The sequence below is a fragment of the Mesorhizobium sp. WSM4313 genome (assembly GCF_002294725.1).
GTDB lineage: Bacteria > Pseudomonadota > Alphaproteobacteria > Rhizobiales > Rhizobiaceae > Mesorhizobium.
The window spans coordinates 278,101-298,665 of record NZ_NSFT01000001.1; the positions used below are offsets into that span (position 1 = coordinate 278,101).

The window sequence follows — 20,565 nt, forward strand, 5'->3', positions numbered from 1 at the left end:
GCGCTCACTCGGCCGCCTGGCGCTCGCCGAAGGCGATGCCGGTAAAGGTCTGGTTGAGGTGCATCGAGCGATACTGCTCGCCATAGGTGCCGAAGCCGATCACCTTATTGGTCCGATAGAGCTCGGAGATATCGCGAAAAACCTGGCGGTTGCGCGCGTCGAGCCGGCGCAGCACGCAGTCGAAACCGAGGATCATGTCGATGCCGCCAAGCCGATGCTCGACGTCCTGGAGAGCGGTGCGCGTCGCTTCGACCATGTTCTTGGGCTGAGCTATGGAAAGCACCACGCCGTCGTCGATGGCGCAGAAAAAGGACAGCGAGCCGTCTGGATGCATGCGCTGGATCGAGCGGCAATAATATTCGCCGCCGACCTTCACCACCACGGGGTGCGAGGCAAAACTCAGCGGCGTCAGCGTCTGCGGGACGATGCCGACGGAGGCGGCATATTCTTCCGCTGCGTTGGTGGCATTGAACTCGCGCACGACACGATGGTCCGGGTCGGACGCCGTCACCACCAGCTTCTCGTCGGTCGGAATGAAATTATCGGTCTTGAAGACGTGGAAAGGGATCTCGGTCGCGACCAGCACGACGATGGCGCTGTCGGACGCGACCGTGCCGTTGGCGATCAGCCTGGTCGTCTCGAATTTCAGGTCGTCGCCGGCCGAGCCGCCAATCAGCGGAATGTCGTCCAGTCCCCAGTGGATGGCCGAGGTCACCGCTTCCTCCGCATAGGACAGTCCGTCGATGAAGCAGAGCGCGAATATGTTCTTGGCCCGGTCCTGGCCGGCGCGTCCGCGCAGCAGGCGCCGCAGCGAGGCGACCTCGCCGGTGATCCGGTCCATGCCCGACGAGGAGAGGTTCTCGACCATGGTGGCGACGGTCGAAAACGATGCCGACGGCAGAAGCAGGGCAAGGACATGTCCTTCCTCCAGCCCCTGCGGCGTGATCTCGCCGGCGGTCGAGCAGCCGGCATAGGCAAGCGACGGCGCGTGTGCCTTCAACGCCTGCGCGAGCGCTGCCGCGTCGACCAGGCTCTGGGAGAAGAACAAAAGCGCGAAGCCGGCGTCGACGATTGCGGCTTCGGCCGCGATGGCCCGAGCAAAAACATTCGGGTCGGGCTCATCCGTGGTGAGCGCCGAAAGGCCCGATGCGTAGCGTGTGCTAGAACTGGCCAGCCGCCTTCTCCGCAATTTCCTCCAACGCTGATTATGCGTGTCTTTTCTTATGCGTGTCAGGCACGCTTCGCGTCGAGGGCATCTTTGCCCTCAATCCCTGATTTGGCAATGGGCCGGGCGGCATGCTCAACAGCTTGTCGGCCATGACCGAAAGTACAAGGGGCGCAGCGCTGGCAGCACTGTTTTGCCCGTTGTACGGTACGCAAATAGCGCGCTGCCGAAGCACAGGCACGGCATCGGCAGGGCGAGGACCAAGGTTAATACCCAGGGAGGCTGCATGTCGGACGTGTCGTTGACTGTGAATGGGAAACGGGTCAGCGGTAGTACCGAAGACCGAACGTTGCTGGTGCATTTCCTGCGAGAACATCTCGGCCTCACCGGAACGCATGTCGGCTGCGATACCTCGCAATGCGGCGCCTGCGTCGTGCATGTCGACGGCCGGGCGGTGAAGTCCTGCACCATGCTCGCCGTTCAGGCTTCGGGCTCGAGCATCGTCACCATCGAAGGGCTGGCCGACGGTGCCGAGCTGCATCCGGTTCAGGCCGCGTTCAAGGAGCATCACGGGCTGCAATGCGGCTTCTGCACGCCGGGCATGATCATGGCCGCGACCGATATGATCGCGCGCCACCCGCAAGGCCTCGACGAAGCGATCGTGCGCGCCGAGCTCGACGGCAATATCTGCCGCTGCACGGGCTACCACAACATCGTGAAGGCGATCCTCGCCGCATCGGCGGCGATGTCGAAGGGCGCCAAGGGCAAGGCGAAGCAGGCAGCGTGAGATGAGTGAGTAGTGAGTGGCGAATAGTGAGTAGCGAATGGTCGGCGTCTCTGTGACCGACCCGTACTCCAATCTTTTCCTACTCACTATTCGCTACTCACTACTCCCCTAAATTCCGGAGGAATTTCCGCAATGGGTATCGAAGGCGTCGGCGCCCGCGTGGCGCGCAAGGAAGACAAGAGGTTCATCACCGGCGGCGGCCGCTATGTCGACGACATGGTGGTCCCCGGGATGAAGCATGCGGTATTCGTGCGCAGCCCGCACGCGCATGCGCAGATCAAGAAAATCGACGTTAAGAAGGCGCAGGCCATGCCGGGCGTCGTCGGCGTCCTGACGGGCAAGGAGCTCAAGGCCGACGGCATCGGCAATCTGATCTGCGGCTGGATGATCCATTCCAAGGACGGAACGCCGATGAAGATGGGCGCGTGGTCGCCGCTCGCTGTCGACAAGGTGCGCTATGTCGGCGACGCCGTGGTGGTCGTCGTCGCCGAAACCAAGGGCCAGGCGCGCGATGCGGCCGAAGCGGTCGAGATCACCTATAAGGAACTGAAGGCCGTGGTCGATGCCACGAAGGCGATCCAACCCGGCGCGCCGCAGATCCATGCCGAGGCCGAGAACAATCTGATCTTCGACTGGGAGCTCGGCGACGCTAAGGCGACCGACGCGGCGATCAAGTCCGCGGCCCATGTCACGCGCATGAAGATCGTCAACAACCGGCTGGTGCCGAATGCGATGGAGCCGCGCGCGGCGCTCGGGCACTACGACAAAGCGGAAGACCACTATACCTGCTGGACGACGTCGCAAAACCCGCATGTCGCGCGACTGGTGATGAGCGCCTTCTACAATGTCGCGCCGGAAAACAAGCTGCGCGTGATCGCGCCCGATGTCGGCGGCGGCTTCGGCTCCAAGATCTACATCTATCCGGAAGAGATCGTCTGCCTGTGGGCATCGAAGAAGACCGGCGTTCCCGTGAAATGGGTGGCCGACCGCACCGAGAGCTTCCTGTCGGACGCGCATGGCCGCGACCATGTCTCGACGGTAGAAATGGCCTTCGACAAGGACAACCGCATCACCGCCCTCAAGGTCGATACGATAGCCAATCTCGGCGCCTATATGTCGCTGTTCTCGTCCTGCGTGCCGACCTATCTCTACGCGACGCTGCTGTCGGGCCAGTACAACATCCCGGCGATCCACGCCAATGTGCGCGCCGTCTACACCAACACGGCGCCCGTCGATGCCTATCGCGGGGCAGGGCGGCCGGAGGCCACCTATGTGCTCGAGCGCACGATGGAGACCGCGGCGCGCGAGCTCGGCGTGTCGCCGGCGGAACTCCGACGCCGCAACTTCATCACGTCCTTCCCGCACCAGACGCCGGTGATCATGAACTATGACGCCGGCGATTATAACGCTTCGCTCGATGCGGCGATGAAAGCCGCCGACTATGCCGGCTTCACCAAGCGCCGCGCCGACGCCGCCAACCGGGGCAAGCTGCGCGGCATCGGCATGAGCTGCTATATCGAGGCCTGCGGCCTGGCGCCGTCATCGGCGGTCGGCTCGCTCGGCGCCGGCGTCGGCCTCTGGGAATCGGCGGAGGTGCGCGTCAATGCCGCCGGCACGATCGAGGTGCTCACCGGCTCGCACAGCCATGGCCAGGGCCATGAGACGACATTCGCGCAACTGGTCACCCAGCGCTTCGGCGTGCCGATCGACTCCGTCTCGATCGTGCATGGCGACACGGACAAGGTGCAGATGGGCATGGGCACCTACGGCTCGCGTTCCGGCGCCGTCGGCATGTCGGCCATCGTCAAGGCGCTCGACAAGGTCGAGGCCAAGGCCAAGAAGATCGCCGCGCATCTGCTGGAGGCGGACGAGGGCGACATCGTCATCGAGAATGGCGAGGTCAAGGTCGCGGGCACCGACAAGAGCCTGCCCTGGTTCCAGGTGGCGCTTGCCTCCTACACCGCCCACAATTTGCCGGCGGGCATGGAGCCCGGGCTAAAGGAGACGGCCTTCTACGATCCGTCCAACTTCACCTTCCCGGCCGGCTGCTACATCTGCGAGGTCGAGATCGATCCGGAAACCGGTATGACGGAGATCATCCAGTTCGTCGCGGCCGACGATTTCGGCAACATCATCAATCCGATGATCGTCGAAGGGCAGGTGCATGGCGGCATCGCTCAGGGCGTCGGCCAGGCGTTGCTGGAAGGCGCGCATTACGACGCCAGCGGCCAACTCCTGACGGCAAGCTACATGGACTACACCATGCCGCGCGCGGCCGACCTGCCGTCCTTCAAGGTCTCGACGTCGAACACGCCATGCCCGGGCAATCCGCTCGGCGTCAAAGGCTGCGGCGAGGCCGGCGCCATCGGTTCGCCGCCGGCGGTCATCAACGCCATCACGGATGCGCTCGGCGTCGTCGACATCGCCATGCCGGCGTCGCCCGCCACGGTTTGGTCGGCCATTCGGGCGAAGCATTGAAAAGCGAATAGCGAATAGGGAGTAGCGAACAGGGAAGAGGAGAGCGATGCGGCGAATAAGTAATCCTACTCGCTATTCGCTACTCCCTATTCGCTTTTTCCCCGAAGGGAGAAAAGAGACATGTATTCCGTCAACTACCATCGCGCTTCCTCCGTCGCCGACGCCGCAAGGCTGCTGAAGAACGGCGACGCCAAGCTGCTCTCCGGCGGCATGACGCTGATCCCGGCGATGAAGACGCGGCTCGCGGCACCGTCGGACCTCGTCGACGTCTCGCGGCTGAAGGACCTGCAGGGCATCAAGGTGTCCGGCAAGGCCGTGACCATAGGTGCCGCGACGACGCATTACGACGTCTCCACCGACGAGAAGCTGAGGAAGGCCTGCCCGGCGCTTGCACATATGGCATCGCTGATCGGCGACCCGGCGGTGCGTTACAAGGGCACGATCGGCGGCTCGATCGCCAACAACGATCCGGCGGCCGACTATCCGGCGGCATTGCTGGCGCTGGGCGCGACGATCGTCACCAACAAGCGCGAGATCGCGGCGGACAAGTTCTTCAAGGGCCTGTTCGAGACAGCGCTGAAGGACGGCGAGATCGTCACGGCGGTGAGCTTTACCGCTCCCGCCAAGGCGGCCTACCAGAAATTCCGCAACCCGGCTTCGCGCTACGCCATCGTCGGCGTGTTCGTGACCAAGGGCAAGGACGGGGTGAGGGCGGCAGTGACAGGCGCCGGCGAGGACGGCGTCTTCCGCTCCAAGGAAATCGAGGCAGCGCTGGCGAAGAATTTCGATGTCGCGGCGCTCGGCAACCTCAAAGTGTCGGCAAAGGGGCTGATGAGCGATATCCATGCTTCCGCCGATTACCGCGCCAATTTGATCGCGGTGATGGCCAAGCGCGCCGTGGCCGCAGCCAACGCCTGAACGGCGACGCCATGCATGAAAGAAGGGGCCTCGCGGCCCCTTTTTCTTTCGCTGCGGCAACGGTTTAGGCGCAAACGCCTGTCGAATTGCGGCTTCGCACTTGCACAAAGTTATCCCGCACTGCAAAATAAATCCGGCGGGAATACCAGATGGTCCAGGCTGCGGGCAATGTTTCGCATGCGGACCTCGAGTCGCGAAGGCACGGTATGACCGACATCTCCGCAGCGTCCGTTGTCCTGCCGCGGGCCGCGACCGACAGGGAAGCCAGAGCAAGACTGGCCTATCTCGACGGTTGGCGAGGCTTGTCGATCGCCATGGTGCTGGTCGGCCATTTCTTTCCGGTCCCAGGGCTCAATCTCGGCGTGCTCGGCGTCGAGTTCTTCTTCGTGCTGAGTGGCCGGCTGATGGGCGAAATCCTGTTCATCGAGCGCTTTCCGCTGAAGAAATTCTTCAAGCGCCGCTTCTCGCGCATCTATCCAGCGCTGCTAATGTTCGTGATTGCCGCCATGATCGGCCTGACCGGAACCTTCATCGCCTTCAAGTGGAAAGCGGCGCTGACGGCGCTGACCTTCACCTATAATTACGCCGGCGTCCTGATCACCCGCGCCGGCGCGCTCGACCACATCTGGTCGCTCTGCGTCGAGGAGCATTCCTATATCCTGCTGGCGCTGATCAGCGTGGTGGTTACCGGTCGGGCGAATGTCGTGCGGCTGCTGGTGGTGCTGGCGCTGCTGGCAATGACCAACGGCGCTATTTCGTACGGCATTCTCGGCATGGGCTATGAGACCAGTTACTGGCGGAGCGACGTGCATATCGCCTCGATCCTGCTGTCGGCGGCGATCTGCCTGCTCAAGGCCGACGGGCGCCTGCCGGCTTTCCTGCAAAACCAACATGTGGCGCTTGCGGCGGCGGTTGGCGGCGTGTTGCTGTTCCTCGATCCGGTGCCGACCACGATCCATTATCTTGTCGGCGTGCCGCTGCTGGCGCTCGCCGTCAACACGCTCGACTTCGCGGGCGGCTACCTGACGGGGCCGTTGTCGTCGCGGCCGATGGTGATGCTGGGGCTCTGGTCCTATTCGCTTTATCTCTGGCAGCAGCCTTTCTACAAATTCGTCGATGAGCGCGGCAGCGCGACAATCCCGATGCTGGCGGCCGTGTTCGCCTGCGCGCTCGCGAGCTACTACATGGTCGAGAAACCCGCCCGCGGCTGGCTCAACCGAAACTGGTGATCAAGCAGGTTTCGTCGCTCGTTGCGCGGCGAGGTAGCGGCGGAGCCCGGCTTCGCCGCGCGGCGTGGTCCAGCGATGGTTCCAGGCGAAGGCTGATCTCAGAATCGGCGCCAGAAGTTTGAGGATCGGCCTCTCGACCGTGACCTGCCAAACCAGATCGACATGGGTGCCTGCTCCGGACGGCGACAGCTCCGCCCGCCACAGGCCGTCGAAATCGCCGAAGGTCTTCACCACCACCAGCCGGCCGGGGTCGAGCTCGGCGGCCTCGATGATGAAGTTCAGCTCATAGGGCAGGGCGCCGCGCGCTCTCGCTTTGGCGCGCGCACCGACGACGCCCTTGCCCTTCCTGTCGAGCGGCTCGATCTCCTTGTAGGCATCGCCCCACCAGAGCGGCAGAAGCTGGGCGTCCGACAGCACGTCCCAAACTTCCTGCGGCGTGCCTTCAGGGATGTCCCAGCTTTCGTCGAAGCGGAAGACATTGCTCGCCATGACGTCGCCCCCAACCAGCGGAACGGCCATATTAGCTGCGGCTTGTTTTCCTTGCCAGCGGCTTCGGAGGCATCTTCAGGCGACGATGGGCTTCGCCCAATAGCGGACCGACTTCTTGCCGCCGTGGATCACCGCATCGCCGACTTCGGCGAAGCCGAGCGCTGCGTGGAGGGCGTCGGAGGCCGGATTGGGCGGATCGGCGTTGACCTCGCAGGTGACGATCGCGTGGCCGGCGCGCCGGGCATGCTCGAACAGATCCTCGTAAAGCCGTCGGGCGTGGCCACGGCCGCGAGCGTCTGCCGCTACGACGACGCGGTCGACATAGACAAAGCGCGGATAGCGCTCGCGGAACCAGAGGAAGTTCGGACTGTCGTAGCTTGCGTCCTGGTCGAAGCCTAAGATGAAAGCTTCGAGCGCGCCGATCCGGCGGGTGTAGAAAGCCTCGCCGAGCAGGAAGGAAAGCCGTTCCGGCTCGAGCCAGGACAGCTCCGCCGCATGCTCGTTGTTGAGCGCGAGGATGGCGGGCTCGTCGGCGGGCGAGACGCGTTCGATCGGCAGCAATTCCTTGCTCATCACTTGCGCCATCAGCCTCTCGCGGCCGCGATCATCGCCGCCACCTTGGCTTGGTCGGTCACCGTGTTGCGGTATTCGCGGTCGACGCCGTTACCGCCCATGCCGACATTCGGGTTGCGGTAGCGCATGGCGCTCGGCACGTCCGCAAGTGCTGCAAAATGCATCTCGGTCAGTCCCGTACGCCTGCGGACCTCGCCGATCGTGTCGGGGGCGAGTGCGCCACAGCCGAGTATGATGATGCGCGAGCCGGCCTGGCGAACGAGTTCCGCCAGAAGCCCGACGCCTTCGACCGCCGTGTCGCGCTGGCCGCTGGTCAGCACGCGGCCGACCTTGCAGCGGATCAAGGCTTCGAGCGCCTCGGCCGGATCGCGCGTCATGTCGAAGGCGCGGTGACAGGTGACGTTGAGCGGGCCGGCAGCCTCAACCAGTGCGCTCATGCGCGCCTCGTCGATGGCGCCGTCGGCGGTCAGGCATCCGACGACGACCCCGGCGACGCCCAGCTCGCGCAGCGCTTCGACATCGGTGAGCATCGAGCGGTATTCGGCCTCGCTGTAAAGGAAATCGCCGCCGCGCGGTCGCACGATGACATGGAAGGGGATGGTCGCGCTTTCGAGCGCGGCGCGCACCGTGCCCAGGCTCGGTGTGATGCCGCCTTCGATCAGGCTGGCGCAGAGCTCGACCCGGTCGGCGCCGGCGGCCTGCGCGGCGAGCAGCCCGTCAATGCCTTCGACGCAAATTTCGATCAGGGGGAGTCGGGCGTGGGTCACCAATGTCCATCCATATTTCAACAGATCGCCAGCCCTAGCATCGCGGCGATTGCCGCGAAAGCCGCAACGATCGATCCAGGGTCCGGCGGTGATTATCGGGGCTTGGTGCAGAATGCCGTTGACATTCATAACTGTCAGGTTATATATGACCCATAGCTGGTGAGTTATTGATGTAATGGGAAGGACGGCGTGCCGCCTGGAGATGGTGAAGAGGATCGCACAAAGACCGGCCTGAGGACTGTCGTCACCTGGACGCTGACGCCGACCGAAACCGGCACCCATCTGCGCGTGGAACAATCGGGCTTCAGGCCGCGTGATGCGCAGAGCTATCGACGCGCCAGCCGTCACTGGAAGCGCTGTCTCGCGGCTTTGCTGAAATTGTTGGAACAATTGGACGAGGAGGATGCCATGGACGGTATCGCCAAAGACCCGACGAAGGATGAAACCAAATCGATCGTTGTCGAGCGGCTCATTCCACACGGCGCCGACAAGATTTGGCGTGCGCTGACGTTTCCGCATCTCGTTGCCGAATGGCTGATGGAGAACGACTTCGCGCCGGTCGAAGGCCATCGCTTCACCTTTCGCGCAAAGCCCGTGCCCGGCTGGTCGGGCGTGACGAACTGTGTGGTGCTGAGGGTCGAACCGCCAAGGCTGCTCGCCTACAGCTGGGGCGACGGCAGCGAGTCCGACAGTGGCCTGAAGACGGTGGTAACATGGTCGTTGACGCCAGAAGGCGATGCCACCCGGGTACGGATGGAGCAATCCGGCTTCAGGCCGCAGGACGAGCCTGGCTACAAAGGCATGGGAAGCGGTTGGCCGCGCATCCTGGAGCGGCTTGAGCAGGTTGCCGCTCGGCCGGGCTGATCCCGACATTTGCGCCGGCATGTGGTGCAAGTCCCCTGATGCGTCTGCATCCAGGGCTCGCAGAAAAACGTCTGAAGGAGACCGACGATGGAAGCAAGATTGAAGAACCCGGTGATGCTCATTCCCGGCGCGCTGCAGGCGCTGCTGGCGCTCGACAAGTCGACCGAAGCCGGCGGCTTGCCTTATGTGACGCGCAAGCTCGTTCATCTGCGTGCCAGCCAGATCAATGCCTGTGCCGTCTGCGTCGACATGCATGCGCGTGAATTGAAGAAGGCCGGCGAGAAGGACGAGCGGATCTTCGCCGTGTCGGCATGGCGGGAGACGCCTTATTTCACCGCAGCCGAACGCGCGGCGCTTGCGCTTGCAGAGGCAGCGACGCGCATGGCCGACCGTTCCGATGCGGTGCCGGACGACGTCTGGGACGAAGCGGCGCGCCACTATGACGACAAGGCGCTCGCCGCCCTGGTGATCCAGATCGCGCTGATCAATGCGTTCAACCGCCTGAACGCCACCACGCGGCAACCCGTGGGCGCTTGGGGATAAGGTGGGAGGAGGGCGCCCGCTCCGAAGCGGGCCTCTCGCCGGCTACTGTTTCAGGATCGTGTTCTTGGCGCCTTGCTCGACCTGATCGATCACCAGCAGCTTTACCGGATCGGTGCCGATATTGGTGGCCTGGTGCCACTGGCCGATCATCTCGACGATGAAGTCGCCGGTCTTGTAGGTGTTGGCGGCACCGGTCTCGACATTGGCGACCCTGAGCGTGCCTTGCTCGACATAGGCATAGCGCGGGAAGGGGTGCTTGTGCACCGGCAGGGTAGCGCCGGGGGCTATCTGGTATGACGAGACTTGAACCTCGACATTCTTTTGCGGCAGCGTGATCGGCTGGCCCGATGCGGTCGTCGTCTTCGCCGCCAGCGGCGTCACCACGACCGGCGTGTTGCCGCTGCCCAAAGCGTTGGCCGCGGTCGCGTAGACGGCGGCTATCGCCAGCAGTGCCGATATTGTGATGTTGCGCATAGTCCCCTCCAAATTTGCCGCACCATCGCCCGACATTGACGCACAAGCATCCTTTTGCAAGCGGCTCTGTCACACGGCGGGACTGTCCTGCCGTTTGGCTGCCCCGGGCCTCGGCGGCCGCAACAGCAGGGCGAGCGGCACGAGCAGCGCCGTCGCTACCGCGCAATAGAAGAAGACATCGACGTAGGCGAGCAGCGAAGCCTGGCGGCCGATCTCCTGGCCGATCCAACCCACGGCCTGTTGCCTGGCCTCGGCCAGCGGCGAGCCTTCGGCGACGAAATGGTCGGTTACCTGGCGAAGCGTCTGCTGATAGGTGTCGCTCGACTGTGCAGTGTGGCTGACCAGCACCGACTGATGGAACTGGGCGTTCTGGGCAATCACCGTGTTGGACAGCGACACGCCGATGCTGCCGCCGAGGTTGCGCGCGACATTGATCAGCGAGGACGCCTGATCGGTCTTCTGCGGCGGCAGGCCGATATAGGCGGCGGTCGAGATCGGGATGAACAGGAACGGCAGGCCGATCATCATATAGACGCGCGCATAGGCGAAGAAACCGAAGCTGGCATCGGGTGTCAGCGAAGTCGTGTGCCAGAGCGCGACCGCGACCACCGACATGCCCAGCATGATGAGATAGCGCGGCTGAACGATACCGGCGGCAAAGCCCGAAATCGGCATCAGCATCAGCATGGCGATGCCGCCCGGCATCATCGACAGGCCGGATAGGGTGGCGGTGTAGTCGAAGGTCGTCTGCTGCAGCTGCGGCAAAAGCTGGGTGGTGCTGAAGAGCACCGCGCCCACCGCCATCATGACCAGGAACGACATGCCGAACTGACGGCTGAAAAGCAGGCGGATGTCGACGATCGGATCGCGCCTCGTCCACTCCCAAGGAACAAGCAGCAGGAACGACACCGCCGAGATCACGGCGAAGATGGTGATGAAGGTCGAGGCGAACCAGTCGTTGCGCTGGCCCTCATCGAGAAAGACTTCGAGGCAACCGAGCGCCATCGCCACCAGGATGAAGCCGATCCAGTCGACCTTCAGCCCCTTGCTCAGCCGCTCGCGGCGCTCGCGCTCGAGAATGTCGGGCTCGATCACCAGCCATTGCACGAGCGCCAGCGACATGATGCCGAACGGCACATTGATGAAGAAGATCCAATGCCACGAGAAATTGTCCGTCAGCCAGCCGCCGATGGTCGGGCCGACCGTTGGCGCAACGATGACCGCAATGCCATAGAGGGCAAAAGCCTGGGAGCGCTTCTCCGGCGGAAAAGTGTCGGCGAGGATCGACTGCTCGCTCGGCGCCATGCCGCCGCCGCCGAGTCCCTGCAGGATGCGGAAGGCGATCAGCGTCGGCAGATTGGGGGCCAGCCCGCACAGCAGCGATGCGAGCGTGAACGTGGCCACGCAGATCATGTAATAGCGCTTGCGGCCGATGACGCTGGCGAGCCAGCCGCTGACCGGGATGATGACGGAGTTGGCGACGAGATAGGTGGTGATCACCCATGTGCTTTCATCCATGCCGGCGGCCAGGCTGCCGGCAATGTTGCGCAGCGCGACATTGGCGATCGAGGTGTCGAGCACCAGCATGAAGGTGGCGATCGAGACGACGATCGCGATGAGCCAGGGATTACGCCCGCCGGCCGCCGACCGGCTTTGGTCGCCCTGGACTGTTGCGGCATCGCTCATCTGAGCTTGACCGTCGGCACCACAGACATGCCGGGACCGAGATAGACGCCGGGCGGCTGGTCGAAGACGATCTTGACCGGCACGCGCTGCACCACCTTGACGAAATTGCCGGTGGCGTTTTCGGCCGGGAGCAGGCTGAACGCCGTGCCGCTGCCGGCCTGGACGCTGTCGACATGGCCATGGAAGGTCTTTTCCGGATAGGCATCGATGGCGATGTCGACGGGCTGGCCCGGCCGCATCAGGTCGAGCTGCGTCTCCTTGAAATTCGCTTTCACCCAGACGTCCTTGGGCACGAACATCATCAGCACCTGGCCGGGCTGCGCATAGGTGCCTTTCGCCGCCGTGATGTTGGTGGCATGGCCCGCCACGGGCGCCGTGATCATCGTGCGGGCGAGAGTGGTCCTGGCCTGATCCTCGGTGGCTTCAGCCTGCCGAAGCTTGGCCTCGGCGCTCTTGCCTTGTGCCTGCAGAACCGCAACCTGGCTTTTCGCCGCCTCGATGTTGGCGTTGGCGGCATCGAGCGCTGCCTGATCCTGGCGCAAGGTCGAAGCGGCCTGTTGTGCCTGTTGTTGCGTTGCCGTGCCCTTGGCGAGCAGCTCACGGTTGCGCTGGTCCTCGGATTTGGCGAATTCGAACGCGGCCTGCGCCTGGGCCACCTGCTTTCCGGCGACATCGATCTTGGCGTTCTGCGCCTGGGTCTGGGCCTGGACATTGGCGATCTCGGCCTGCGCCGCCTCCACGCCGGCTTGTGCCTGTTTGAGCGAGGCCTGGTAGTCGCTGTCGTCGATGCGCAGAAGCACGGCGCCGGCCTCGACCGGCTGGTTGTCGGTCACGGCAACGTCGGTGATGCGCCCGGCAATTTCCGCGCCGACCGTTACCGTTCGCGCGTCGATGAAGGCGTCGTCGGTCCATTCATAGTGCCGTGCGTTGATCCACCAGATCACCACCGCCGCGACGACCAACAAGACGAGGATCGCGATGAGCGTCGCTATGTAGGGGTGGCGTTTGATGAGACCGGGCTTGTTGCCGTCGGGCGAACCGTCATTCGCCTGCCTGTCTTGCGCCTGCTCGTCGTCGCGCTTGTCTTCTACGGGTCTGTCTTCGACGCGCTTGTCGTCGCCCGGCGGGCGTTGCTGCCGATCCGACCGCGGCTGAGCACGCGATTCTTCGGCGGGAGCGGTTTCGCGCTCTTTTCTGTCAGTTTTTGCGTCCAAGGCAACGGATCCCAGATATCGTCGACCCCTCTCGCAGCAGGGTCAACGGGTGTTTTCCGCAAAGGTTCCTGTCGCCGGATGCCGGGTTCACCTCAGTCCCGCCGGAGGCATTGGCCTGCAAATGGATGATGGCAGCGTCGCTGCGCGAGTAATAGGATCGTCGCTGCGACCGAAACGTCAGGGAGGGGCTGCTCATGCAGTCTCCGATGGAAAAGGACAAAAGCTCAACTCGGCCATTGCCGGGAGAAGCGGAACGTCGGGCGAGGCTGCAAAAAATGCAGGGGCTGCGAAGCCTGCGATCTTACGGCTCCTGCCTTCGGCTTGACCCAAGCGCCCAGTTTCACGATCTGATCGATTGTACCGCGCTGCTGGAACTGTTGAATGAAGGCGACGACGGACATCGACGGCGAACCGCCGCGCTCCCAAGCCACCTGGCTTGCTAGCCTCGCGCCGGCGCCGCCGGCCCTGGCAAGCAGCGACGAACGCTTACAAGTCAGGCGGCTGCATCCCACAACAGGACATTCGGGCCCGCCTACCGTTGGCATTCTGTTCGACCGCGGGGATAAGCTCAATCGACCCTAAATCATCGCGCGATCTGCCCGGTCCCAAACCGCGCAAGGACAAGCAACGCGAAATCCGAAAATGCTGCCGCCCAACAAAACCAACGGCTAGGATCGGAACAAGGTCCGTGGCGATCGGGACAGCATTGGGATCGAAGAGGACGAGGCCTAGCCGGCGACGACAGCGGGCCGTCACCTCGGCGAAGCGGCCCGGCAAGGCTGGCGGGGTAGAACCAGTCAGGCCGGGCCTGACCAGCAAGGCTCGCAACGCTCCGGCTGAGATCGAGCCTATCAGCCCGACCCAAGATTCTTGCCATACGAATGGAGGATGCCTAGCCAGCCAGTGGGAACCAAGACCCGCCTTGCCAATAAATCGACGGTTGTTCCTGGAACTACGGTGACCGAACTGCCCGTGCGGGTGTAGACGTTTGGCGGCTGCAGCCGTCTTCGCCGACGGTGAATGGAAGTCCGTTGTAGGCCGCCACTCAATCCAACGGGATTGGCGGATAGGCTGCTGAGTGCAAGCTGCGTTTGTACCTCGCCAAGATTTCCTCTTCGATTTCGTCGATCGCCAGCGTTAGTGCACGTTGATTGTTGGCGTCGACGTCAATGATCGACCGGCCGCGTGCCGTCAGCAAGCCGCATACGCGCGCCACGACGGTGGCCGACTGAAGCCTTTTGTCCAATCCGGTTTCGAACAAACGCTCGGCAAAGGTGTGGCTCTTCTGTCTCCGGTCAAGCCGCTCGATGAGAAGTTGCTCGCAGGCGTCGATTCTAACCACCACGTCCGACTCCGGGATGAAATCCAGCGCGTGTGCAAGGCACGTCTCATCTGCTGTTCCACTGAAGCAGGCGAGCATCGAAACCGCCTGAACGAAGGCTTCGTCGAAAATAAGAATTTCCTCGCTCGCGGCAGATTGGCGCCATGCGCGGGCAAGGCGGAGAACGTATTGACTTAGCCTGATGCGCCAGATCACGTTTCTGGGAGGCAGTGTGTGCACCAGGTTTGCGCGAATTCTGAAGTCGACGGCATTTGCGGATGGGCGACAGGCCATGCCAATCGAGCGTGCAGCCGCGCGAGCGACTCGACACATCGCAGTGACAATGCCGCCGGGGTCCAGCATGGATCGGTGAACAACCCGCCGGTCAGTGAGAACAATTCGTGCAGGGTGTCCGTGAGCCCGCAACTGTTCATAAAGCGCATGCGCAAATGTCGTTTTGCCTGACCCAGCCGGACCTGCGAATTCAACAATCATGCGTTAGGAACCCCGCTGGACTGGCTACATGTCGTATCGGGGGACCATCTTCGGCGACCGCAGCTCCTGAGCCATTTTCGCCGCCTGGAAGGTTGTCATCAGAACGTAGGTCGTTTCACCTTCGGTCGAGTTTATGGCCAAGACCACGCGGCCAATCTCGTCACTCATGGCGCAAGACCAGTCTTTGACAGCAATCGCTCGTTTCCAGGCCATTTGCCCCTGCCTTTCCTTCGCAAGGTTATTTGGCCTCGTGAAGACCAGCAATTTGGACTGAATGCCCATTCCGTTGGGCCTAACGTCGTTGTCTGCGTTAGTTCAATTGGTGAGCAATCGAGATGCCAGGCTTCAGATTTGGCGGAATTACGGTGGCTAATGATCAGAGCCAGCGCTCCTGGAGCAATGTGAGGCTGCACCGTCACTGTAATTCGGGCGCAACCGCCTTGGTTGTTTGCAACGCGTGGGAACGTCTCGAATGACTGCGCGTTCTTTCGTCGCGGTCACATTTCATTGGGACCTAACCGGAGGATATTCAAATGAAAATCAAGATGCTCTGCATGAGCGCAGTTGCGCTCGCAATGATGGGTAGTGCCGCGATGGCCGGTAGTAGCACCGGCACGTCCGCGCTCGACGACCCGGCCAAGATGTCGCCGTTCTTCACCGACGCTGGCATGAAAACATTGAGAACCGAGGCGGATTTCAAGACTGCCTGGATGGCCATGAAGCCGGATGAGCGTACAGCGATTTTGAAAGACTGCGGCGACGCAACCATCAACAAGGCGCACGCGGACTTCTGCGCGATGGCCAAGAAGATGGGAGGCTGAAGCCTCCCCTCTATGAGCACATCACACCGTTCTCCCGCTAGGGAATGATCCCAATGCGCTCGGGTGACGGGTTGAGGCGGTCGATTCCGCATGGATGCGGCCGCCGTTTAAAACCCGCTGGCTTGCCATGGCGGCGGGTTTTTTTGGCGGGCGCCTGCCCTCAATTCTGCATCGCCAGCATCTGGAAACGGACAACAATCAGACGGTTTCGGTACAGTCGTGGATGCGCTTGACGGACATTACCTTGAGGTTGAACCTCGAGCGTGCCGGAATGTGGACCGCTGGGGAAAGGCCGGGCTTTGAAAACGTCGAGATACAAGGCGTTCCGAGTGGAACTTGGCTCCCCGGGCCGGATTCGAACCAGCGACCAACCGGTTAACAGCCGGTTGCTCTACCACTGAGCTACCGGGGAACGGAGGCTCTGACGTGAGTGGCGCAGCCTATAGCAAACACCTTTCGGCTTTGCAAAGAAGCATTTCGCAATTTTTCTCCAGTTTTTGATGCGGCTATTTGTGCCATCGTTCGGCGCGCCCACATATGAAGGGCTTCACACCGGCGCGGAACAAGGCGGCTGGTTGTCGTCTTGATATGGCTTAGGCAGCAGATGGGATTTGGCTTGAATGACCGCAGCGGATGATGACAACGCCCCGGCGCGGAAGATTTCGATCTTCGGCCGCGAGTTCACCATGCCGCGCTCGCGCGGCTGGCGAATCGCGATCGGCATGCTGCTTACGCTCGGCGGGCTTCTGGGCTTTCTGCCGATTCTCGGTTTCTGGATGATTCCGCTCGGTCTCTTGGTTCTATCCTATGAATTCGCGATGATCCGACGCCACCGGCGGCGTTTCGTCGTCTGGTGGGAACGCCGGCGGCGGCCCGACTGAGAGCACGGGGCGGCCTCCGCCGCAGTGATTCCGGACCCATGAAACCGATTGGTAATCACCACTTTGGCGCTCGATGCGAAAGCGCCGGGAATGACGCGCGAGCGCTTGACGACCTTTGAGCGCCAACATAATGAGTTCGCTCGGAACGCCGGGAGCATTGCGAGGCCTCGTGGCGGAGTGGTTACGCAGAGGACTGCAAATCCTTGCACCCCGGTTCGATTCCGGGCGAGGCCTCCAGATGCTTGCGGGCTCCAGCGCAATCGCGCCGGAGCGGGGTTCCGGTTGAAGTTTTGGCCGCGCGCCTGGCGCGGGGAGCGGATTGTTGGGACATGAACGCTGATTTCTCCGAACGCCGCGTGAAAATGGTCGACGGCCAGATCCGCACCACAGACGTGACCAGCGCGCCGCTCATCGAAGCGATGCTGAGCGTTCCGCGCGAGGCCTTTGTCGGCGCCGGACAGCAGGATCTGGCCTATATCGACGAAGACATCCGCATTTCCGAGGGCGCCAATGGCAGCGGCGCACGCTACCTGATGGAGCCGTCGCCGCTCGCCAAGCTTTTGCAGCTGGCCGAGATCGACGCGAGCGATTCGGTGCTCGATGTCGGTTGCGGCACCGGCTATTCCGCCGCGTTGCTGTCCAGGCTCGCGCGTTCCGTCGTCGCGCTGGAGAGCGATGCAGCGCTGGCGGAGGCCGCGAAATCAACACTTTCCAGCCTTGGCTGCCAAAACGTCACGGTCGTTACCGGGCCGCTGCCCCAAGGGCAGGCCGCCAAAGGGCCCTACAATGTCATCTTCATCGGCGGCAGCGTCGAGGAAGTGCCGCAGGCATTGCTTGACCAGCTCGCGGAAGATGGACGCCTGGTTGCGGTCGAAGGGCGTGGCAACTCTGGCGTGGCCCGGCTGTTTGTCAAGGCAGGGGGGGTTGTAACCGGAAGGCGTGCCTTTAATGCGGCAATTAAGCCACTACCGGGCTTCGAACGTGCTCACGCATTTGAATTCTGAGCGTTTTTGCCTTGCAGCGAAGGCGCTGTCATGATCGCTTGCGCCTGACAATCGTTGCTGATTTGGTTAACCGGGTGTTTTTGGGAGGCCGTCAGCGGGGGAACGATAAACAACGCGGCGCTGGCCGATCCGTAAGGGTAGGTTGGCGTGGCGTGGTTCCCATGCAAAACGAATGAGGGATATAACGTGCCGCCTCTACGCAAGAGTATTTTAGTAGCTATCCTTGTTTCGGCCACCGCGCTTTCGCCGCTGGCCGCCTCCGCCGAAACCATCACGGGCGCGCTCGCCAAAGCCTATCAGTACAATTCACAGCTCAACGCGGCCCGCGCCGGCGTTCGCGTCACCGATGAGGGCGTGGCCATCGCCAAGTCGGGCTGGCGCCCGACAGTCACCGGTTCGGCTAACATCGACTACACCAACATACATGGCTTTGGCACCAGCCGGAGATTAACGACGGGCAGCTTCGGAGTGCAGATCAACCAGACGCTGTTCGACGGGTTTCAGACCAAGAACAATGTCGCCGCCGCCGAATCGCAGGTGAAGGCCTCGGTCGAAAGCCTGCGCAACACCGAAGAGAATATCCTGTTCAATGCGGCGAGCGCCTATATGGACGTGATTCGCGACCGCCAGGTCGCGGCGTTGACCGAGCAAAACCTGCAGTTCCTGACCGAGCAGGCGCGCGCCGCCCGCTCGCGCTTCGAGGTCGGCGAGGGCACCCGCACCGACGTGGCCCAGGCCGATGCCTCGCGCGCGACGGCCGTGGCGCAGCTGAGCGCCGCCCGCGCGACGGCGCTGGCGAGCGCCGCCACCTATCACCAGATCGTCGGCGACGAGCCGGGCAAGCTCAAGGCAGCCTCGCCGCTTGGCAAGCTGCTGCCGGGTAGCGTCGATTCCGCCTTGGCCATCGCTTCCGCCGAACATCCCGCCATTCTTGCCACACAGCACCTCGTCGATGCCGCGGCTTTTGCGGTGAAGTCGTCGGAAGGCGCACTGCTGCCGCAGCTTACGGCTTCCGCCGGCGTTTCGGACAACTACACCCACACCGTTCCCAGTTCCATCACCAGTCCTAACGGTAGTTCGACATCGGCCAATATCGGCGCTTCGCTCACCATTCCGATCTATTCGGGTGGCCGGACCTCGGCGCTGGTGCGGCAGAGCAAGGAATCACTGGGCGAGGCGCGCATCCAGGTCGATGTCAGCCGCGACCAGGTGCGCCAGGCCGTGGTCTCGGCCTGGACGCAATATGTCGCCGCGCGCCAGAGCGTGGATGCCAACAGGCAGGTGATCGATGCCGCGCAACTGGCGCTCAACGGCGTCATCGAGGAGCGCAATGTCGGCCAGCGCACGACGCTGGACGTGTTGAACGCGCAGAACGCGGTCATCACTGCCAAGATCAACCAGGCCAGTTCCGAGCGCGACGTGGTGGTGGCGAGCTATGCCATCCTGTCGGCGATGGGCCGGCTGTCGGTCGACCGTCTTGGCCTGGCAGTCGCCAAATACCGACCGGAAGAGCACTACAACGCCGTCAAGGACAAGTGGATCGGATTGCGCACGCCCGACGGGCGCTGATTGCCGACAGCATGCTTCCTGCGAGCGCCGCGTGTCCGATGGACGCGCGGCGTTTGTCTTTCCGGGAGACTCATTCGGCTGCGCGCCGCCTAATCTGTTGAAATCCAACGTGTCCCCAGATTGGGGATTCTCGGATGACGATCGGTCGGTTACGCTGTTTCCATTGATTCGAATTCCGGCCCGGGCAGGACGGAATTCTTGGGCGGGTCAAGTTCTTGAACGGTCGGTTCTGGAACAGGTCAAGTTCTTGGACAGGTCACTAGGGCGGCGGATGTGACGATGGCGACGGCAAGCAGCGCGCAGCGCGAACCTTCCATGGAAGAGATACTGGCTTCCATCCGAAGGATCATCGAAGACAGCGACACCGGGCGCAAGCAACCGGCCGAGGCCGGCGAGCTGCGCCAGAATCTGGAGCCGGCCGCGGCTGGCGCGCCGGCTGTCGAGGTTGATGCCTTTCGTTCCGAATTGCATGCCGACGTCCGCAAGCCGCCGACGCTGGCGGAGGTCCAGGCGCAGCTTGCGGCGACCGATCCAGTGCTGCCGCGCGCCGCCCGCGCCGAGCCGGTGAAGACTGCGCCTACGGCTGCGCCGACAGTTGAGCTTGAGAGCACTGCGCCGGGCGCGCAAGCGGCCGCAGGCAAGCCAGCCGTGGCAAATGCGCCGCAGACGGCCGAGACCATTGTCGCCGACTGGCGGCGCGAAATAGCGGCGGTCGGCGGCAGCACGGTCACCGCGAGACCGGCCGTCCGGGCCTCGGAAGCCGCGCCGAAGGCCGAGGTCGAGAAGGAAGAGCCGGAGTTCGAAGATTCCGCGCCTGTAGGCGCGTCCCGGGCCCCCGAACCGGAGGCGCAGCCGGCTCGGCCCGCTATCCTTTCCGAGCATACGGGCCGGCAGGTCGCCGCGGCCTTTGGCGAGCTTTCCGATGCTTTTGCCAGCCGCGGCAAGAAAAGCTTCGATGAGATGGCCGAGGAGATGCTGCGGCCGATGCTGCAGGATTGGCTCGACAACAACCTGCCGACGCTGGTCGAAAGGCTGGTACGCGAGGAGATCGAGCGCGTGGCGCGCGGGGCGCAGTAACCGCAGCAACATGCAGGCTGACAAGCGCCGCCTTGGGGCGGCGCTTTTGTTTAAGGTGCCTGGATGAACGCGTCTGTCCTGGCTTTAGCCGGCATTGCCGCTGGCCGCGGCAGACCTATGTGTGGGAGCGATCGCTGCGCTCGCGGTTGACTCGGCCAAGACCTTCCGATTTACACCGGACGCTTGTTCCCGACAGTTCGGACCTCCTCC

The 20,565-nt window shown here is 63.1% G+C and carries 20 protein-coding genes, 2 tRNA genes and 1 pseudogene; 13 read left to right on the top strand and 10 right to left on the bottom strand.

Annotation, left to right across the window (positions count from 1 at the left end):
* Window positions 1-4: 4 nt before the first annotated feature.
* Window positions 5-1,189: an FIST N-terminal domain-containing protein gene (locus CK219_RS01415; protein ID WP_245340363.1), complete on the bottom strand. Its 1,185-nt coding sequence runs from the start codon at window positions 1,187-1,189 to the stop codon at window positions 5-7.
* 262 nt (window positions 1,190-1,451) lie between these two features.
* Between CK219_RS01415 and CK219_RS01420 the strand changes: the two genes are divergently transcribed.
* The 4 genes from CK219_RS01420 (at window position 1,452) to CK219_RS01435 (ending at window position 6,577) form a co-directional block, all read left to right on the top strand.
* Window positions 1,452-1,952 carry a (2Fe-2S)-binding protein gene (locus CK219_RS01420; protein ID WP_095764993.1) on the top strand — a complete coding sequence of 167 codons (501 nt, stop codon included), beginning with the start codon at window positions 1,452-1,454 and terminating at the stop codon, window positions 1,950-1,952.
* A 132-nt stretch (window positions 1,953-2,084) separates the two neighbouring features.
* Window positions 2,085-4,430, top strand: a complete 2,346-nt coding sequence (locus tag CK219_RS01425; RefSeq protein ID WP_095764994.1) for a xanthine dehydrogenase family protein molybdopterin-binding subunit — start codon at window positions 2,085-2,087, stop codon at window positions 4,428-4,430.
* Between the two features lie 120 nt (window positions 4,431-4,550).
* Window positions 4,551-5,348 carry a xanthine dehydrogenase family protein subunit M gene (locus CK219_RS01430; protein WP_095764995.1) on the top strand — a complete coding sequence of 266 codons (798 nt, stop codon included), beginning with the start codon at window positions 4,551-4,553 and terminating at the stop codon, window positions 5,346-5,348.
* Window positions 5,349-5,554: 206 nt separating this feature from the next.
* Window positions 5,555-6,577, top strand: a complete 1,023-nt coding sequence (locus CK219_RS01435) for an acyltransferase (RefSeq protein WP_095765561.1) — start codon at window positions 5,555-5,557, stop codon at window positions 6,575-6,577.
* Here CK219_RS01435 and CK219_RS01440 read toward each other — a convergent pair whose 3' ends face one another.
* From CK219_RS01440 to CK219_RS01450, 3 genes are all read right to left on the bottom strand, one after another.
* A complete protein-coding gene (locus tag CK219_RS01440; protein ID WP_095765562.1) occupies window positions 6,578-7,066 on the bottom strand; it encodes an SRPBCC family protein in 489 nt (162 codons plus the stop codon). It abuts the gene before it with no gap.
* A 75-nt stretch (window positions 7,067-7,141) separates the two neighbouring features.
* Window positions 7,142-7,651, bottom strand: a complete 510-nt coding sequence (locus CK219_RS01445; RefSeq protein WP_245340364.1) for a GNAT family N-acetyltransferase — start codon at window positions 7,649-7,651, stop codon at window positions 7,142-7,144.
* Window positions 7,651-8,406, bottom strand: a complete 756-nt coding sequence (locus tag CK219_RS01450; protein WP_245340365.1) for a copper homeostasis protein CutC — start codon at window positions 8,404-8,406, stop codon at window positions 7,651-7,653. The genes CK219_RS01445 and CK219_RS01450 overlap by 1 nt, the downstream gene beginning before the upstream one ends.
* A gap of 189 nt (window positions 8,407-8,595) precedes the next feature.
* Here CK219_RS01450 and CK219_RS32530 point away from each other — a divergent pair.
* The 3 genes and pseudogenes from CK219_RS32530 to CK219_RS01465 form a co-directional block, all read left to right on the top strand.
* Window positions 8,596-8,781, top strand: a pseudogene (locus CK219_RS32530) (SRPBCC domain-containing protein); the annotation flags it as partial.
* Between the two features lie 33 nt (window positions 8,782-8,814).
* On the top strand, window positions 8,815-9,270 hold the full coding sequence (locus tag CK219_RS01460; RefSeq protein ID WP_095765564.1) for an SRPBCC domain-containing protein: 456 nt from the start codon (window positions 8,815-8,817) through the stop codon (window positions 9,268-9,270).
* 87 nt (window positions 9,271-9,357) lie between these two features.
* Complete coding sequence (locus tag CK219_RS01465; protein WP_095764997.1) at window positions 9,358-9,813, top strand: carboxymuconolactone decarboxylase family protein; 456 nt, start codon at window positions 9,358-9,360, stop codon at window positions 9,811-9,813.
* Window positions 9,814-9,855: 42 nt separating this feature from the next.
* On the opposite strand, the gene CK219_RS01470 is transcribed toward CK219_RS01465, so the two are convergent.
* From CK219_RS01470 to CK219_RS01495, 5 genes are all read right to left on the bottom strand, one after another.
* A complete protein-coding gene (locus tag CK219_RS01470; RefSeq protein WP_095764998.1) occupies window positions 9,856-10,287 on the bottom strand; it encodes a cupin domain-containing protein in 432 nt (143 codons plus the stop codon).
* Window positions 10,288-10,356: 69 nt separating this feature from the next.
* Entirely contained in the window at window positions 10,357-11,973 is a 1,617-nt protein-coding gene (locus CK219_RS01475) for a DHA2 family efflux MFS transporter permease subunit (protein WP_095764999.1), read from the bottom strand.
* Entirely contained in the window at window positions 11,970-13,187 is a 1,218-nt protein-coding gene (locus tag CK219_RS01480; protein ID WP_245340366.1) for an HlyD family secretion protein, read from the bottom strand. The genes CK219_RS01475 and CK219_RS01480 overlap by 4 nt, the downstream gene beginning before the upstream one ends.
* 1,045 nt (window positions 13,188-14,232) lie before the next feature.
* Complete coding sequence (locus CK219_RS01490) at window positions 14,233-15,003, bottom strand: hypothetical protein (protein WP_140840505.1); 771 nt, start codon at window positions 15,001-15,003, stop codon at window positions 14,233-14,235.
* Window positions 15,004-15,027: 24 nt separating this feature from the next.
* Complete coding sequence (locus CK219_RS01495) at window positions 15,028-15,285, bottom strand: hypothetical protein (RefSeq protein ID WP_176476901.1); 258 nt, start codon at window positions 15,283-15,285, stop codon at window positions 15,028-15,030.
* 251 nt (window positions 15,286-15,536) lie between these two features.
* On the opposite strand from CK219_RS01495, the gene CK219_RS01500 reads away from it, so the two are divergent.
* Complete coding sequence (locus CK219_RS01500; protein WP_095765001.1) at window positions 15,537-15,824, top strand: hypothetical protein; 288 nt, start codon at window positions 15,537-15,539, stop codon at window positions 15,822-15,824.
* Window positions 15,825-16,161: 337 nt separating this feature from the next.
* Here CK219_RS01500 and CK219_RS01505 read toward each other — a convergent pair.
* Window positions 16,162-16,236: transfer RNA gene (locus CK219_RS01505), tRNA-Asn, on the bottom strand.
* Between the two features lie 208 nt (window positions 16,237-16,444).
* On the opposite strand from CK219_RS01505, the gene CK219_RS01510 reads away from it, so the two are divergent.
* The 5 genes from CK219_RS01510 to CK219_RS01530 all read left to right on the top strand — a co-directional run bounded on the left by CK219_RS01510 (window position 16,445) and on the right by CK219_RS01530 (window position 20,355).
* Window positions 16,445-16,705 carry a hypothetical protein gene (locus CK219_RS01510; protein WP_095765002.1) on the top strand — a complete coding sequence of 87 codons (261 nt, stop codon included), beginning with the start codon at window positions 16,445-16,447 and terminating at the stop codon, window positions 16,703-16,705.
* A 163-nt stretch (window positions 16,706-16,868) separates the two neighbouring features.
* A tRNA-Cys gene (locus CK219_RS01515) sits at window positions 16,869-16,942 on the top strand.
* Window positions 16,943-17,034: 92 nt separating this feature from the next.
* The gene (locus tag CK219_RS01520) at window positions 17,035-17,709 is read left to right on the top strand and encodes a protein-L-isoaspartate O-methyltransferase (RefSeq protein WP_095765003.1); all 675 of its coding nucleotides are present in this window, start codon (window positions 17,035-17,037) and stop codon (window positions 17,707-17,709) included.
* Window positions 17,710-17,895: 186 nt separating this feature from the next.
* Complete coding sequence (locus tag CK219_RS01525; protein ID WP_095765004.1) at window positions 17,896-19,278, top strand: TolC family outer membrane protein; 1,383 nt, start codon at window positions 17,896-17,898, stop codon at window positions 19,276-19,278.
* A 279-nt stretch (window positions 19,279-19,557) separates the two neighbouring features.
* Complete coding sequence (locus CK219_RS01530) at window positions 19,558-20,355, top strand: PopZ family protein (RefSeq protein ID WP_095765005.1); 798 nt, start codon at window positions 19,558-19,560, stop codon at window positions 20,353-20,355.
* Window positions 20,356-20,565 lie beyond the last annotated feature (210 nt).